This is a genomic window from Streptomyces sp. NPDC002845, from assembly GCF_053591955.1.
On the sequence record NZ_JBSFUU010000047.1, the window covers coordinates 31,630 to 46,918 of the forward strand.

8 protein-coding genes and 3 pseudogenes are annotated in these 15,289 nt (G+C 72.7%); 7 read left to right on the forward strand and 4 right to left on the reverse strand.

Going from position 1 to position 15,289, the window contains the following annotated elements:
- Positions 1-71: 71 nt before the first annotated feature.
- Positions 72-242, forward strand: a pseudogene (locus ACWD3C_RS29705) (transposase); the annotation flags it as partial.
- A 42-nt stretch (positions 243-284) separates the two neighbouring features.
- Entirely contained in the window at positions 285-458 is a 174-nt protein-coding gene (locus ACWD3C_RS29710; protein WP_451149276.1) for a hypothetical protein, read from the forward strand.
- Positions 459-883: 425 nt separating this feature from the next.
- Here ACWD3C_RS29710 and ACWD3C_RS29715 read toward each other — a convergent pair whose 3' ends face one another.
- The 3 genes and pseudogenes from ACWD3C_RS29715 to ACWD3C_RS29725 all read right to left on the reverse strand — a co-directional run bounded on the left by ACWD3C_RS29715 (position 884) and on the right by ACWD3C_RS29725 (position 2,872).
- Positions 884-1,831 (reverse strand): PP2C family protein-serine/threonine phosphatase, encoded by a 948-nt coding sequence (locus ACWD3C_RS29715; protein WP_451149244.1) that lies wholly within the window; start codon positions 1,829-1,831, stop codon positions 884-886.
- A 2-nt stretch (positions 1,832-1,833) separates the two neighbouring features.
- Positions 1,834-1,989 (reverse strand): hypothetical protein, encoded by a 156-nt coding sequence (locus ACWD3C_RS29720; protein ID WP_451149245.1) that lies wholly within the window; start codon positions 1,987-1,989, stop codon positions 1,834-1,836.
- 183 nt (positions 1,990-2,172) lie between these two features.
- A pseudogene (locus ACWD3C_RS29725) lies at positions 2,173-2,872 on the reverse strand (integrase core domain-containing protein).
- A 136-nt stretch (positions 2,873-3,008) separates the two neighbouring features.
- Between ACWD3C_RS29725 and ACWD3C_RS29730 the strand changes: the two are divergent.
- A pseudogene (locus tag ACWD3C_RS29730) lies at positions 3,009-3,128 on the forward strand (IS5 family transposase); the annotation flags it as partial.
- Positions 3,129-3,152: 24 nt separating this feature from the next.
- Here ACWD3C_RS29730 and ACWD3C_RS29735 read toward each other — a convergent pair.
- On the reverse strand, positions 3,153-10,580 hold the full coding sequence (locus tag ACWD3C_RS29735) for an SDR family NAD(P)-dependent oxidoreductase (protein WP_451149246.1): 7,428 nt from the start codon (positions 10,578-10,580) through the stop codon (positions 3,153-3,155).
- Positions 10,581-10,706: 126 nt separating this feature from the next.
- Here ACWD3C_RS29735 and ACWD3C_RS29740 point away from each other — a divergent pair, with 126 nt between their 5' ends.
- The 4 genes from ACWD3C_RS29740 to ACWD3C_RS29755 are packed head-to-tail and all read left to right on the forward strand — an operon-like array spanning position 10,707 to position 15,275.
- Positions 10,707-11,759 carry a 3-oxoacyl-ACP synthase III family protein gene (locus ACWD3C_RS29740; RefSeq protein ID WP_451149247.1) on the forward strand — a complete coding sequence of 351 codons (1,053 nt, stop codon included), beginning with the start codon at positions 10,707-10,709 and terminating at the stop codon, positions 11,757-11,759.
- Positions 11,756-12,700: an alpha/beta fold hydrolase gene (locus tag ACWD3C_RS29745; RefSeq protein WP_451149248.1), complete on the forward strand. Its 945-nt coding sequence runs from the start codon at positions 11,756-11,758 to the stop codon at positions 12,698-12,700. Before ACWD3C_RS29740 ends, ACWD3C_RS29745 begins: the two co-directional genes overlap by 4 nt.
- On the forward strand, positions 12,697-14,298 hold the full coding sequence (locus tag ACWD3C_RS29750) for an AMP-binding protein (protein WP_451149249.1): 1,602 nt from the start codon (positions 12,697-12,699) through the stop codon (positions 14,296-14,298). Before ACWD3C_RS29745 ends, ACWD3C_RS29750 begins: the two co-directional genes overlap by 4 nt.
- Positions 14,295-15,275: an NAD-dependent epimerase/dehydratase family protein gene (locus tag ACWD3C_RS29755; RefSeq protein WP_451149250.1), complete on the forward strand. Its 981-nt coding sequence runs from the start codon at positions 14,295-14,297 to the stop codon at positions 15,273-15,275. The genes ACWD3C_RS29750 and ACWD3C_RS29755 overlap by 4 nt, the downstream gene beginning before the upstream one ends.
- Positions 15,276-15,289 lie beyond the last annotated feature (14 nt).

A 15,289-nucleotide genomic window follows, 5' to 3' on the forward strand; every position in this document is an offset into this window, starting at 1 on the left:
GAAGCTGATCGACATCCTCGATGCGGAGGAGGCCCTCTTCAACGCCCGTATCGCCGAGCGGCTGCGCGGCCATGCCGGCTGCGGGGCCATACAGTGGCTGCCCGGCGTCGGAATCTGTCCTGGCCACCGTGCTGGTCGCCGAGTTCGGCGACGTGCGCCGGTTCGCCTCCGCCCACCGGCTGTGCTCCTGGGCCGGGCTGACCCCGCGCCACTACGAGTCCGACACCGTCGTCCGCCGCGGACACGTCACCAAGCAGGGCAGCAAGCTGGTCCGCTGGGCGGTCGTGGAGGCGATCCAGCGCAAGACCACCCCCAAGATCTCTGAAGACCGGGCCCGGATCGAAGCCCCCCGCGGCCGGAACATCGCGAAGATCGCCGCGGGCCGCAAACTGCTCACACTGGTCTACTACGGGCTGCGCGACGGGCACATCCGGGCCCTGGCCCGCCAGGCCACGTGAGCGGCTCGGACGCGGCAGGCGCGCGGTCGGGCAATTGTCTGACCCCCACACGGCGCGGTCGCGGTTTTGATTGACCCCGCCTGCCGCACGTCGTATCGCTTCATGGCCACACAACGCCGCGAAGGAATGACCGGCAGCCGAGAGACGGCCCTGCCCTTCCGCATCACGGGCTGGAGACCAGCGACGCCCACAACCGCACAGCGGCCACACGCACACCTCGTCGTCACCGCCCGGCGACCGCGAGCCGGTCAGTGCTGCCTGGAATCGTCAACTACCCTCAGAAACATAGCCCTTGACGACCCACGCCCCTTCAGGAATGACAGTTGCTCCGGACGTGGCAACGAGAGCCCAGTGAGCCGCTGCCGCTGGGGGCGGGCAGGACGCCCGCGCAGAGGTGGGAGCCCACCACCGAATTGGGAAGGCAGTCAATGCAGCCTGTCACGTGGGGAGGTGGCGGCTGCGCCGATCTGCTTGCCGACTTCCTCGTCGACTCGGTCAACGAGGATCATCGCCACATCGTCCGCCAAGTGACCCTCAGTGTGGCGGATCAATGCCTGGTGCAGTTCTTCCAGGAACTCCGGCGGCGTGGTGCTTGCACGTATTCCCTGCATGGTCTCCGGCAGGGCGAAGAAGTCGCTGTCGCGATTGCGGGCTTCGATCACGCCGTCGGTGTATAGCAGTAGACGGTCGCCGGGTAGGAACGGATAGCTCTCGGGCTTGGCGGGAGGGCCGGGGACGAGGTCTTCCAGGCCGAGAGGCGGCAGTGGCGAGGCGGGCATCAGGACCTGAACCCCGCCCTGGTGCAGCACCAGCGGAGGCGGATGGCCACGGTTGACCAGTTGCACCACCTGTTCGTCCGGCACCTGAGCCATGAGCGCGGTGGTGAATCCCTCCATCAGGACTTCCTGAGCGTACGCACCCGGCACGGCGGCCTCCCGTCGCAGCGCAGCCGCACAGTGGTTCATGACCTCCGGCAGCTCATCCTCATAGTGCACGGCCTCCCGAAACGCACCCAACGCCACCGCGACCGCGCGCACGGCAGGCAGCCCCTTGCCCCGGACGTCCCCCACGATCAGCCGGACGCCGTACCGCGTCTGCACAGCCTCATATAGATCACCGCCGATCTGTGCCCCCGTCTCAGCCGCGAGGCACAGGCTGGCCGCCCGCACCGGGCCCAGACGCTCGGGGACGGGCCGCAGTACGACCTCCTGAGCTACCGCGGCGATCCGGCGCACCTGGTCGAGCTCGCTCTGCCTGCGCGTACGCACGGCGTTACTCAGGGCGACACTGGCCACGGACACCACAAGCAGCCCCAGGAAGTTGCCGAAGACCAGCTGCGTACCCCACGCCTGGTTGTAGGTCGCGGTAGTCACGTTCACGCCAGAGCGACGGCTGCCGCGAAGAGGGTCCCTATCGGGCCCATCGTCAGCGCAGCCAGTGCCGGCGTTGTGGTGAGGGCAGGGCCGGTGACCAGATCGTGTGCGGGCGAGAGCTCGATACCCAGCACGCCCACCGCGATCGTGAAGGGCACACACTGCGCCAGTGTGAAGAGGACCCCACTGTGACTGCCCGCTCCTGGTCGAGGAGGCGAGCGGAAGAGCGATCGCATGGGTACAGCGTGCCTCGCTGAGGTTGAGTGCTCCACTCAACGCTCTTGTGGCCTCCAAGGAACCCGGAGAGCCGTGGCCTACTGGCCCGGTCTCATCCGTACACGTCATGCGGTATGCCGGTACTCGTGGAGGATGCCGCCGAGGCGGGCGAGCTGCTCCGCATCGGTGATCGGCGTGGGTAAGGGATGGAGCGCCTCGCGCGTTGGCGATGCCCTGGTGGGGCCGGTGGGAGTTGTAGAACCGTTCGAACTCGCCAGGGCATGGAGCAGGTGGTGCTGGTTCCAGATCAGCGTGCGGTCCAGGAGCTCGCGCTGGCAGGTCTGCACCCACCGTTCCGTGATCGCGTTCATGCGCGGTATCCGGACGCCCTCGCGGTCCTGGATCAGGAGCCGCGCCCGGCAGTCGGTGTCCTCCAAGTACCTGACGAGGCTCCCCGCGGCCTGCACCGTCCAAGAGGCGGTCGGGTGCGCGGTGGCGCCCAGGACCCGGATCCGTCGGCTGGTGTGCTCGATCACCGCGAACACGTACAGCCGCGCCCCGGACGCCGCACCCCTCGCAGCACTTCGCGCGGAAGCCGGTGCAGCAGCGCCGCCAGGAACGCCCGATCGCTTGGAGCGAACGCACCTTGTCCTTTCCGAGTTGACGCTCCAGCACCGTGATCTGATGACTCAGGGCCGGGATCTCGGCGTCGCGCCACAGATTCTCGAACTCGGTGAACGGATCCTTGTCCCGGTCGCTCATCGGCAGCAGGCGCAGCATCGCGAACGCGTTCGTCACACTCAGGTAGACGAGTCGCAGCAACACGGTCGGGCATCATGCCGCGATGATCGACAGCCGCGCGAGAGAGCCTCCAGTACAAGCGACCGCCGACGACAGCCGCGACACCCGGCACACCGACTCCCACCAGGACGGATGAGATATTCGGCACGCGCAACGCCTACGCGTCCCGCTCCGACGCGGACGGCCCGGAACCCGGCCGGACATGGTCTTGGCCGACAAGGCGTACTCGTCGCGCGCCATCCGCGGGCACCTGCGTGAGCGCGGTATCCGCGCGGTGATCCAACGCCCACCGAGCAGCTCCTTCCTACGCGAGGTCCAGCCTGGTGTGCACCAGCTGCGCGAAGTGGGTCAGGGTGCGGTCGCTGCTCATCAGCTCGGCGGCCGCCAGGCGGACGTCGAAGTGTTCGCCGGCGCGCACCATGAACTCGGTGCTCAGCAGCGAGTCGAGGCCGAAGTCGGTCACGGGTCGCGCGGGGTCCAGCTCCTCGGGATCGCTGTGCAGGACGGCGGCGAGCAGCCGGGTCAGGGTCTGGGTGATCGCGGCCCGGGCGTCGTCGGGTGTCATGGCGGCCAGTTCGCGCCGCAGCTCCGCCCGGCCTTCCGGGCTGGGGGCGGAGTCGGCCGGCACAAGGCCGGTGAAACGGGCGGTGGCCAGGGCGGGCAGAAGTCGGCGGGCGCGGCTCCAGCGGTAGCGGCCGATGCCCGCCACGTCGGTGCCCGGCTGGAGCAGGCCACCTGCGGTGGCGAGTGCCTCGGCGACGGTGAGGGGCTGGAAGCCCCGCTCGGCCATGGCATCGCCGATGGCGTGGCGGGCGACGTAGCCGGTCTCGCCGATCGGGCCGAAGGCGAGCGCGGTGGCCGGGCGTCCCTGGGCGTGGCGGGCGCGCGCCTGCGCCTCCAGATAGGCGTTGCCGGCCGCGTAGGGGGCTTGGCCGACGTTGCCGACGGCGGTGGCGATCGAGGAGTAGGTGAGGAACAGGTCCAGGTCGTGGTCCGCGGTGAGGCGGTGCAGCTGGACCGCGCCGTCGGCCTTGGGGGCGAGGACGGCGGTGAACCGGTCGCCGGTGAGTTCGGCCAGGGGCGCGTCGTCGAGGTGCATCGCGGCGTGTACGACGCCGCGCAGCCGGTGCCCGGTGGCGTCGACCGCGTCGATGACCCGGCGCAGCGCCGCCTCGTCGGTGGCGTCGGCTGCGTAGGCGGTGGCGCGCACGCCGCGCCGGGCCAGGTCCTCCAGGAGGGCCGGCGCCTCGGGAGTGGCCTGGCCGCGGCGGGAGACCAGCGCCAGGTACCGGGCCCCGTGGTCGGCCAGCCACTGTGCGGTGGCGGCACCGAAGCCGCTCAGCCCGCCGGTCACCAGGTAGGTGCCGTCGGCATCCAGTGCGTGGGCGTGGGGTGCGGGCTGGACGGTGACGGGTTCGTCCAGCGGGTTCTCGTCAACCTCGCTTCGGCCGCGGGCATCGACCCGGTCGTGGGCGTCGGCTTCGCCGAAGGAGACGACGACCTTGCCGATGTGCCGGGAGTGCTGGAGAACCTGGAAGGCCTCCTCCACCCGGGCGGCCGGGTAGACGGTGTGCGGCAGCGGCCGGTACACGCCGCGTTCGATGAGGGACACGACATCGGCGACCAGGCGGGGGCCGCGGCTCCGGTCCAGCGCCACATGGTCCAGGTTGAAGCCGATGAACGTCAGGCTGCGGTCGAAGGGACGCAACGACAGCGGGTTGTTGAGGAAGATGTCGCGTTTGCCCAGTTCGACGAAGCGGCCGTTGGGGCGCAGCAGGTCCAGTCCGTGGGCGATCGCCTCGCCGCTGAGAGAGTTGACGACGACGTCGACGCCCCGGCCTTCGGTGAGTTCGCGGACCCGCGGTACGAAGTCCAGGCTGCGCGAGTCGAGTACGTGCCAGGCACCGAGGCTGCGCAGCAGGTTCCGTTTGGTCTCGCTTCCGGCGGTGGCGATGACGCGGGCGCCCTGCGCGTGCGCGCACTGCAGGGCGGCCAGGCCCACCGCGCCGGCGCCGCCGTGCACGAGCACTGTCTCGCCGGAAGCCACGCGCGCCTGGTCGACCAGGGCGTGGTGGACCGTCAGGAACGCGACGGGGAAGGTCGCCGCCTCGGCGTAGCTCATGCCGTCGGGGATCTTGAACAGGCCGTGGTCGTAGGTGACACCGTGGGAGGCGAGGGCCGCGGGAGCGAGGCCGCAGACCCGGTCGCCGACCGCGAAGTCACGCACTCCGGGTCCGACGGCGCAGACGATGCCGGCACCGTCCGTGCCCAGTCCGCGGCCGAGCGGGCTGTCCTCCACGGCTTCGGGCGGCAGCAGGCCGTTGGCGCGCATGGGGTCGCGGTAGTTCAGCGCCACCGCGCGCATCTCGACGGCGACTTCACCGGGACCGGGCTGCGGGAGAGGTGTCTCCCGCCAGACCAGGCGCCGGGCGGGGCCGGGGTCGCGGGCGTCGAGGGTGAAAGGCACGCCGGTGAGGATGGCGGGTGGTTCGTCGGCCGGGTGCTCGACGTGCAGGGGGGTGAAGCGGCCGGCCGGTGTGAGGACGACCTCGTCCTCGACGGCGCCCGCGTTCTCGTCCGGGGTATGGCCCGCGGTGAGCAGTTCGGCGGCCAGGCGGCGGGCGTCGGCGGCCGGGTCCGCCGTGCGGTCGAGGGAGACGCGCCGCAGTCCCAGGCCGGGCTGTTCGTTGGCCAGGGTGCGAGCGGCACCCCAGACGGCCGCGTCCTCGGGGTGCGTCGGGCGTTCCGGGGCGGGGAACAGGCCGGTGGGGCGTGTCACCAGCCACACCTGTGGGCCCTGGTCCTTGGGCAGGGTCCGGCAGGCGGCGGCGAGAGTGCGCAGGACGGCCGCGCGGTGCGTGGTCCGGGCCACGAGCTGCTCCGGGTCGGGCTCGGCCAGGAGCAGGACGATGCGCGGCGCGGCCTCGGCGGTCAGTGAAGCCGTCCATGCCTCGACGTCGGTGGCGACGGGCAGGACCGTCGCCGGGCCCAGCAGTTCGGCCAGTTCCCGGGCGGTCGGGGTCTCGGCGTCGGTCTCCGTGGCGACGAGCCAGACCGCGTCCGGCGGTGGCGGGGGAAGGGCGGGCGTGTCCGCCGTATCCCCGGGCGCGGCGGCGACCAGAACCGAGCGGTCGTCGGACCCCGTCTGCCAGGGGCTGGTGAAGCCGCACCGCTCCAGCAGTGGCGTCCACCCGTCGCGGGGCAACAGCCGTGTGGTGGGACGCAGGGCCCGGTCACTGCGTTTCCACAAAGACTCCAGGCCGCCCAGCAGCAGGGCGTCGAGCCGATCGTGGTGCCGCTCGGTGGCCAGCAGGTGGCCGCCCGGGGCGAGGAGCGAGCGTACGTGTCCCAGCGCGGCGGCGAGGTCGGCCGTGGCGTGCAGGGCGTCGCCGGCGAGGACCAGGTCGAAGCCGCCCGGCGGGAAGCCCTGGACAACAGGGTCGGCGTCCAGGTCGAGGGTGCGGTAGTCGATGAAGTGGCAGGCGGCGAAGCGGTGCCGGGCGCGGGCGAAGGAGGCGTTGGAGGGGGCCGTGCAGGTGTAGTGGGTGCGGTCGGGCGGGAGCAGCGGGAGCACGGCGGCGGTCAGGGCCGTGGTGGTCGCGCCCACTTCGAGGACGCGCAGCGGGCGGTCGGCGGGCCAGTCGCGGACGATCCGGTCGAGCAGCGCCTGCACCACCCGGTGGGTGAAGCGGTGAGCGGGCGCGGTCTCCTGCCACTGTTCGAGGAAGCTCTCGCCGACGGGCAGCAGGTCGCGCGGGTCGACGGTGCCGCGCAGCACCTCGGGCAGCTGCCGTAGCTGGCTGTTCATCAGCACCGCTGCCGGGCCGAAGCGGGGATGGTCCTCCAGCAGAGTCCGCAGAGCCGCCTCGGGGCATGCGGTGACGTCGAGCAGCCGCCAGGCCTGCCCGTCGGCCTCGGCCAGTTGCTGTTCGGCCAGCAGGGGCAGCATCAGACGGACCAGCCTGCGGTGCCGCGGCGCGAGGCCCTGACCGACCAGGTCGGGCATGGTGAAGGGCTCGCCCGGGTGGGACAGCAGGCCGCGCAGGGCTGCGGCCCAGCAGTACGCGCCGGCTCGTTCGGCGGCGGCCGTGAACCGTGCGTGACCGCTGTCGTCCAGTTCGGTGCGGGCGGCGGTGATGCGCGCCCGGGCGGCGTCCGCCACCTCGGCCGGTGCGGGCAGCGGGGAGGGCGGGGCGGGCATCGTGGGGTGCGGGGCCGCGCGCAGGACGGTGCGCTGGACGGTCAGCGGGGCGTGGTCGGTGAGGCGGACGCGCCGGGTGCGGCACTTCTCGATCTCGGCGGTGACGGTGCCGTCGAGGTCCGCGTACGTGATGTCCCAGCAGATCTCGTTGGCGCTGCGGCTGCGGCGCCGCAGGTGGACAACGCCCTCCGACGCCGGGGTGCGCCACACGCGTACCGTTCCGAAGGCCGAGGGCAGGTAGCCGGCGGCTTCCCGGGTCGGCTGGTCGGCCAGGGCGACGGTGGCCTGCAAGGGGCCGTCCAGCAGCACAGGGTGGACCGTGTGGGCATCGGACGGGTGCTCGAGCCGGTACCACGCGAGCAGTTCGCCCTCGCCGAGGTCCAGGCTCCGCAGGACCTGGAACGCCGGACCGAGCTGTACCCCGAGGCGGTGGCAGTGCTCGTAGTAGTCCGGGCCGGTGAGGGTGCGGGAGCAGCGGGCCCTGACCGCGGCGATGTCCAGCGGACCGGGGGCGGTGCTCAGCCGGGTGCGCACCTGGGCGCGGACGACCGGCTGGATCTCGGCGCCCCGCGTGTCGCGTGTGCTGATGGTCAGTGTGCCGTCCGACGGGACCACGGCGGTCTGCAGCGCGGCTCCGGCCGGGTCCGGCCACTCGATCGGGAACGGGCGGGACAGGTCCAGGTGCCGCACCTCCACGGGGCGGCCCAGCGCCCGCTGCCCGGCCGTCAGGGCCATGTCCGCGTACGCGGCGGCGGGCATCAGGACGCTGCCGCCGATCCGGTGGTCGCCCAGCCAGGGCACGAGCTGTGGCTCGACGGTGCCGTGCCACAGAGGGTGGGGGGCGGGCAGGCGTTCGCCGAGCAGGGGGTGGTCCAGCACTCCGGAACCGCTGGTGTGCATGACGAGATCCTGTGCGGTGCCGTGCCAGTGCCGGTCGCGCTGCCAGGGGTAGGCGGGCAGGTCCACGACCCGGCCGGGGTGCGGGAAGTGCGCCTGCCAGTCCACCTCGGCACCGGCCGCGAGCAGGGCGGCGACCGCGGCCGTGGCCTCGTGCGGCCCGTCCCCGTCCCGGCGCAGCGTCGGCACGTACGCCAGGCCGGTGCGGCGCAGGTAGGGGCGCAGGACCGGGTGCGGGCCGATCTCCACGACGATGCCGATGCCCTCTTCCGCGAGGTGACCCATGGCCTCGGCGAAACGGACCGGCTCGCGCACGTTGCGCCACCAGTACGCCGCGTCGAGTTCCCGTCCGGTCAGCGGGGTTGCCGTGACGGTGGAGACGAACGGCACCCGTGCCTCGACGGGGGCCAGACCGGCGAGGGCGGCGCACAGGGGCTCCTCGATGGGGTCCATGGCGCGGCTGTGGAAGGCGTAGTCCAGATCCAGTTCGCGGAAGAAGACGTCGCGGGCGGTCAGTTCGGCACCGAGTGCGGCCAGCGCGTCGGGGTCGCCGGCCACCGTGACGTCCCGGTCGCTGTTGATTCCGGCGATCTCCAACGCCCCGCCGAAGCGGGCCAGTTCCTCGCGGGCGGCGGCCTCGGCCAGGCCGACGGCGGCCATGCGTCCGCGGCCCGCAGTGGCGGCCTGGGTGCGGCTGCGGTGGGCGAGCACCAGCGCCGCCTGCTCCAGGGGCAGCGCTCCGGCCGTGTACGCGGCGGCCACCTCTCCGACGCTGTGCCCGGCGACCGCACGCGGGCTCAGCCCTTGGGAGGCCAGCAGGGCGGTGAGGCCCACCTGGACGGCGAACAGCACCGGCTGGGCGATCTCCGTACGCGCCCAGCGTGCCGCGGTGGGACGCTCCAGCTCCTTGGCCACGGACCAGCCCAGATGCGGGGCCAGCGCGGCGTCCGCCTCCTCGACGGCGGCGCGGAAGACGGCCTCATTCGTCATCAGGCCGACGGCCATCCCGGGCCACTGGGAGGCGTTGCCGGAGTAGACGAACGCCACGGCGCCCCGCCCTGCCTTGCGGGTCACGGCCCCGTGGGAGGGCGCGTCGGTGAACAGGCCCTCCAACCGGTCCGCTGCCTGCCGCGGATCGGCGGCCAGCACGGCGGCGCGGTGCGGGTGGGCGCTGCGTCGCAGCGTGCTGGTGCTGGCCAGGTCGTAGAACTCCTCCGGTGCCGCTGCGCGCAGCCGCTCGGCCATCCGCGCGCTCAACTGCCGGAGCGCCTTGGGCGACCGCGCGGAGACCACCACCGGCACCGGCCTGCCCGTGGGCGTCGACTCCTTCGGCATCGCAGGTGGTGGTACGACGATGGCGTGGGCGTTGGCGCCTCCGAAACCGAAGGAGTTCACCCCGACCGCGGCCCGTTCCGAGCGGGGCAACTCCACGGGCGTCACGGTGGGTGCCAGACCGAGCGCGTCGAAGTCGATGGCCGGGTTGAGCGGCAGGGCGTGCAAAGACGCCGGTGCGGTCCGGTGGCGGAGCACCAGCATCGCCTTGAGCAGACCGGCCATGCCGGCCGCGGGCTCCAGGTGGCCCAGGTTGGACTTCACGGAGCCGACGGGCAGTGGGCCATCGGCGCGCCGCGCGCCGATGGCCCGGCCGATGGCCCGGGCCTCGGCGGGGTCGCCGACCGGCGTGCCGGTGCCGTGCGCCTCGAAGTAGACCAGGTCGTCCGGCCCGATCCCGGCCTCCTGGCACACCGCGTGCAGCAGGGCCTCCTGAGCCTGTGAACTGGGCAGTGTCATGCCGGTGGTGCGGCCGTCGGAGTTGCTGCCGGTGCCGGCGAGGACGGCGTGGATCCGGTCGCCGTCGGCCACCGCGTCCACCAGCCGCTTCAGCACCAGCACCGCACCGCCCTCGGCCCGCACGAAGCCGTCGGCGCCGACGGAGAAGGCCGCGCACCGCCCGCGCCGCGACAGCATGCCCGCGTAGGAGAAACCGGCGTACGAGTACGGGTTCGCGAGCACGTTGACCCCGCCTGCCAGCGCCACGCGGCTGGTGCCCTCCCGCAGGGTGCGGCAGGCGCGGTCCAGTGCCACCAGGGACGAGGAGCAGGCCGTGTCGACGGCCATGCTGGGGCCGCGCAGGTCAAAGGCGTACGACAGGCGGTTCGCCGCGATGCACAGGGTGGCACCGGGCATGGTGTGCGGGCTGGTGTGGTCCTCCATCAACGTCAGGACGGTGCCGTAGGCCGGGTCGGAGATCCCCACGTACACGCAGGTGTCGGACCCGGCGAGCGCCTCGGCTGGGACGGCGGCGTCGTCCAGCGCCTCGGCCGCCATCTCCAGCAGCAGCCGCTGCTGCGGATCGAGGTGGGCCGCTTCCTTGGGCGAGATGCCGAAGTACGCGGCGTCGAAGGACGCGATGTCGTCGAGGAAGCCCCCGGCGGCGGTGTAGCTGCGGCCCGGGCGGACCGCCCCCGGATCGACGAACCGTTCCTTGGGAAACCGGTCCGGCGGCATCTCCCCGACGAGGTCACGCCCCTCCCGCAGGGCTGCCCACAACCCGTCCAGGTCGGTGATGCCGCCCGGCAGTCGGCAGCCCACGCCCACCACCGCCACTGACCGGTCGTCCCGTCCCACAGCCATGACCTGCCCCCCTGCTTGTCCGGTTCGAGCGGAAGGACACTGCCCTGACGGCCCGGTGACCAAGGCCCCTTTCACCCGTTGGTGTGGCCCTTGCCCGGCAAACGAGTGAACTAGGGGTCACGGTGCGTGACCGGCCGCTACGGTGGCGCGGTGCTCGAAGCCCCGCGTGCCCGCTTGACAGCAACCGCCGTCCACCTGCCGTCCCGCTACCGGACCATGGAGGAGATCCGGGCCGGGATCGCCGCCGCCGGAAGTCCCTACGTACCGCCGCCCGGACTGCTCGAGGACATCACCGGCGTGCGCGGCGTGCACACCCGCGAGGAGGGGGTGTGCGCCTCGGATCTCGCGGCATCGGCCGCCCGCAAGGCTCTCGCGGACGCCGGCGTGACCATCGGCGAGGTGGGCCTGCTGCTTTTTGCCGCCACCAGCCAGGACATGATCGAACCGTCGACCTCGCACCTCGTGGCCGCGAAACTCGGCGCCACCTGCCCGGTGTTCGACGTGACGAACGCCTGCAACAGCGTCCTCAACGCGATGGAGGTGGCCGGCGCGTTCATCGCGACCCGCCGGTACCGCTCGGTGCTCATCGCCTGCGGCGAGGTGGGCTCCATGGTCACGCGCTGGCACGTCCCCGACCACGAGGCCCTGCTGCGGGCCATGCCCGGCTACACCGTCTCCGACGCCGGCGCCGCCATGCTGCTCACCGCCGGGCCCGCCGGGGACAGCGATCCCGGAATGCTCACGCTGCGGTTCGCCGCGGACTCCACCGCCTGGAGCGCCTGCACCGTGAGTGGTGGCGGCTCCATGCACCCGCGGGCGTTCGACGACGAGCACCTGACCATCCGATTGAACGGTGACCTGCTGCGTACGACCGCGGTCGAGGGTCTGCAGTTCCTCCAGCAGGCAGCGGAACGGGAGTTGGACGCGGTCCGCTCCAGCGCCTTCATCGCCTTCCATCAGATCGGCATGCCTCAGTACCAGGAGATGGTCGACAAGCTCCCCCTGCCTGCCGACCGGTGCATGCCCGCCGTGGCCGAGCACGGCAACTGCGCCGCGGCCTCCCTGCCCCTGCAACTGGTCAAGGCGCAGGAGGCCGACCGCATCGAGCCGGGCGACACCGTGGCGATGCTCGGCCTGGCCAGCGGCATGAGCTTCGGCCTGGCGCTGGTCCGCTGGTGACCGCCGAGAGCCGGCGCACGGACGCCGCCACGCGCTCTTCCCTCCTCCAACAGCTGCTCCCCGGCTACCCCGCTCGCGAGCACTGGCGGCTCGTGCCGGCGACCCGCCAGCACTATCTCGACGTCGGCACGGGCGAACCGCTGCTGTTCCTGCACGGCAATCCGACCTGGAGTTACGCCTGGCGCAAGCTGCTTCCCACACTGGCCCCGCACGCACGATGCCTGGCCCCGGACCTGCCCGGCCTCGGTCTGTCCCAGCCCATGGAGCTGCCGTCCGACCCGACGGCCCGCTACCTGTACCAACTGGACCACCTGGACGCCCTCTACCACCACCTGGTCCACAACGAGGGGGTGCCGCCGAGCGGTTGGACGTTCGCCGTGCACGACTGGGGCGGCCCGCTCGGCGTCGCCTGGCTCCTGCGCAACCCGGGCGTCGTCTCCCGTCTGGTGGTCCTCAACACCATCGCCTTTCCCTGGCCCGACGGCTACCGGCTGCCGATCTATCTGCGCTGGATCAGGGACCACCGGCCGGTGGCCGCCATGGTCCACGCCACCAACGCCTTCGCCCGGGCCGCGGTCCGCCTCGGCGTCACCCACCGGCTCAGCCCCGCCGAGCGGCGCGCCTACCTGCTGCCCCATGCCCGCCGGGACAACCGCCGGGCGATCACGGAGTTCGTCCGAGCCATCCCCCGGAACCCCGCCGATGAGGCCTGGCGCCTGCTCACACCGCCTGACGGGGCCGACAGCCTCGGACGGCTGCCGATGCTCATCGGCTGGGGCATGCGGGATCCGGTCTTCACGCCGCTGATCCTCGCCGAGTGGACCCGCCGCCACCCGCACGCCGTCGTCCACCGCTACCCGCGCGCCGGCCACCTGGTGATGGACGACGCCGGGGACGAACTCGGCGTGCACATCCGCGACTTCCTGCGAGGACAGCGATGACCGCCGCACCCGACAGCATCTTCACCCGCCTGGCCGGGCTGACCGAGCACGCGCGGGCCACCGTACTCGTGCGCTGCACCGGCGCCGTGTCCGCACAGGACGTGACGGCGGCACAGTTGCTGGACGGCTGCCGCCGCACCGCCGACGACCTCCGTGCCGCCGGAGTACAGCGCGGCGACAAGGCCGTGGTGATGACGCGGGACGCCTACCAACTCGTCGCGGCCGTATACGCGTTGACGTCGCTCGGTGCCGTCCCCGTGCTGATCGAGCCGCGCGCGGAAGTGCGTCGCTGCCTGAACGAGATCGCCCCCGGCGTCTTCATCGGGGAGCCGCTGGCCCATGTGGCGCGCCGGGCGCTGGGCTGGGGTCGCGGCCATGTCCGTACGGCCCTGGTGACCGGCCGCGCCTTCCCCGGGCAGGGGGAACTCCTGGGGCGAAGCCTGCCGTTGGCGGTGCCGGACGGCAGGGGCCCGGCGCCGCGCGTCCCGGAACCCCGGCCCGAGGACCTGGCGATGATCGCCTTCACCTCCGGCTCCACCGGGCAGCCCAAGGGCGTGGAGTACCGCTACACCACCCTGGCCGGACAGCTCACCACCCTGGACGCCGTGCTCCGCCCCCGGGCCGGAGACGTCCTGCTCTCCTGCTTCCTGCCGTTCGCCGCACTGGGCCCGCTGCTCGGCCTCACGACCGTCGCCCCGCGGGTCGACCACCTGGCCCCGGCCCGCACGCCCCCGGGCCACCTCGTCGGCCCCCTTCTGCGCCACCGGGCGAACATCGTCCTCGGCTCACCGGCGGTCCTCGGCCTGATCGCGGGCCACTGCGCCCGCCACGGCCTGACGCTGCCCTCGGTCCGCCGCGTGCTGTCCTTCGGCGCGCCGTTGCGCCCGCGGCTCGCCGAGGTCCTGGCGAAGGCGCTGCCGGCCGAGGCGCAGATCCTCAGTGTCTACGGCGCCACCGAGTGCCTGCCCACCGCAGCCATCGACGCCGACGATCTGCGCTCACTGCGCATCCAGCCGCCCCCGGGCCACTTGGGCACCTGCCTGGGCCGGCCCCTGCCCGGCGTCGGGGCACGCATCCTGGACGCGGACGACACCGGCCTGGGGGAGATCGCCGTCGCGGGGCCCGTGGTCAGCCCGGCCTATCACGCACGCCCCGACGCCACTGCCACGGCCAAGACGGTCACCGACGGCACACTGTGGCACCGCACCGGCGACCTGGGACGCCTCGACGACGAAGGCCGCCTCTGGTACCTCGGCCGCAAGGCCCACCTCGTCACCGGCGAAGGCTTCACCCTCACCACCGAGGACGTCGAGGCCGCGGCCGACACCGCCCGGGGTGTCCGTCGCACGGCCCTGGTCGGCGTCGGCCCCGCCGGACGGCAGCGGGCGGTGCTCTGTGTCGAGCCCGAGCGCGGCGCACGCAGGGACGCGGTCCTGGACGCGTTGCGCGCCGCGCTCGGCGACCACCGGTACGGCCGCCGTATCGGCACCGTGCTGTTCCACCCGCGCTTCCCGACCGACATCCGCCACAACTCCAAAATCGACCGCGCCCGGCTCGCCGCCCAGGCCGCCAAGTACGTGACAGGAGGCCTGCGTTGAGGGTCCTGGTCACGGGCGGGAGCGGCTTCCTGGGGCAGGAGATCTGCCGCCGGCTCGTCGCCCGCGGCACCACGGTCTCCTCCCTCGGCCGCCGGCCGAGCCTTGCCCTGGAGAGCCTCGGCGTCCGGCAGCACTTGGGAGACCTCGCCGATCCGGCCGCCGTCTCCCGTGCGCTCGCCGGCTGCGACGCCGTCATCCACAACGCCGCCCTCGCCGGTGTCAGCGGCCCGCTCACGCCGTACTGGAGAACCAACGTCCTCGGCACCCGCAACGTCATCGACCAGTGCCGTGCTCACGGGGTCGGCACCCTCGTCCACACCTCGACCGCAAGTGTCGTCTTCCGGCCCGGCGGCCTGGAGAACGCCGACGAGCGCTGCCCCTACCCCCGTCGGCACCTGGCCGCCTACCCCCGCACCAAGGCACACGCGGAAGCCCTCGTCCTGGCCGCCGACAGCCCCGGCCTGGCCACCGTCTCCCTGCGCCCCCACATCATCTGGGGCCCCGGTGACCCACACTTCGCCCCGGCCCTGGTACGCGCCGTGCGCGCGGGCCGGACGGTGATGCCCGGCGACGGCACGAACCTCGTCGACACCACCCACCTGCACACCGCCGCCCACGCCCACCTGCTGGCCCTGGACCGACTCCGGGAGGGCCGGCCCATCGGGGGCCGCGCCTACTTCATCACCCAGGACGATCCCCGCCCCCTGCGCGAGATCACCGCCCGCTTCCTGCACGCGGCCGGGCTGCGGGCCACGTGGTGCGCCATCCCGCGCCCGCTGGCCCACGCCGCCGCGACGACCTGCGAGACGGTCCTACGACTGACCGGCCTCACCCGCACCCACACGCTCAGCCGCTTCCTCGTCGCCGAGCTGGTGCATCCCCACTGGTTCAGTGTCGAAGCCGCCCGCCGTGACCTGCTGTTCAAGCCGCCGATCACCTTCGATGAAGGCATCACCGCACTGTCGGACGCGCGTTGACGAGGGGCTTCAGC

Coding starts and splice junctions, on each gene's coding strand:
- ACWD3C_RS29735 (WP_451149246.1), bottom strand. CDS start 10,580: ATGGCTGTGGGACGGGACGACCGGTCAGTGGCGGTGGTGGGCGTGGGC.
- ACWD3C_RS29750 (WP_451149249.1), top strand. CDS start 12,697: ATGACCGCCGCACCCGACAGCATCTTCACCCGCCTGGCCGGGCTGACC.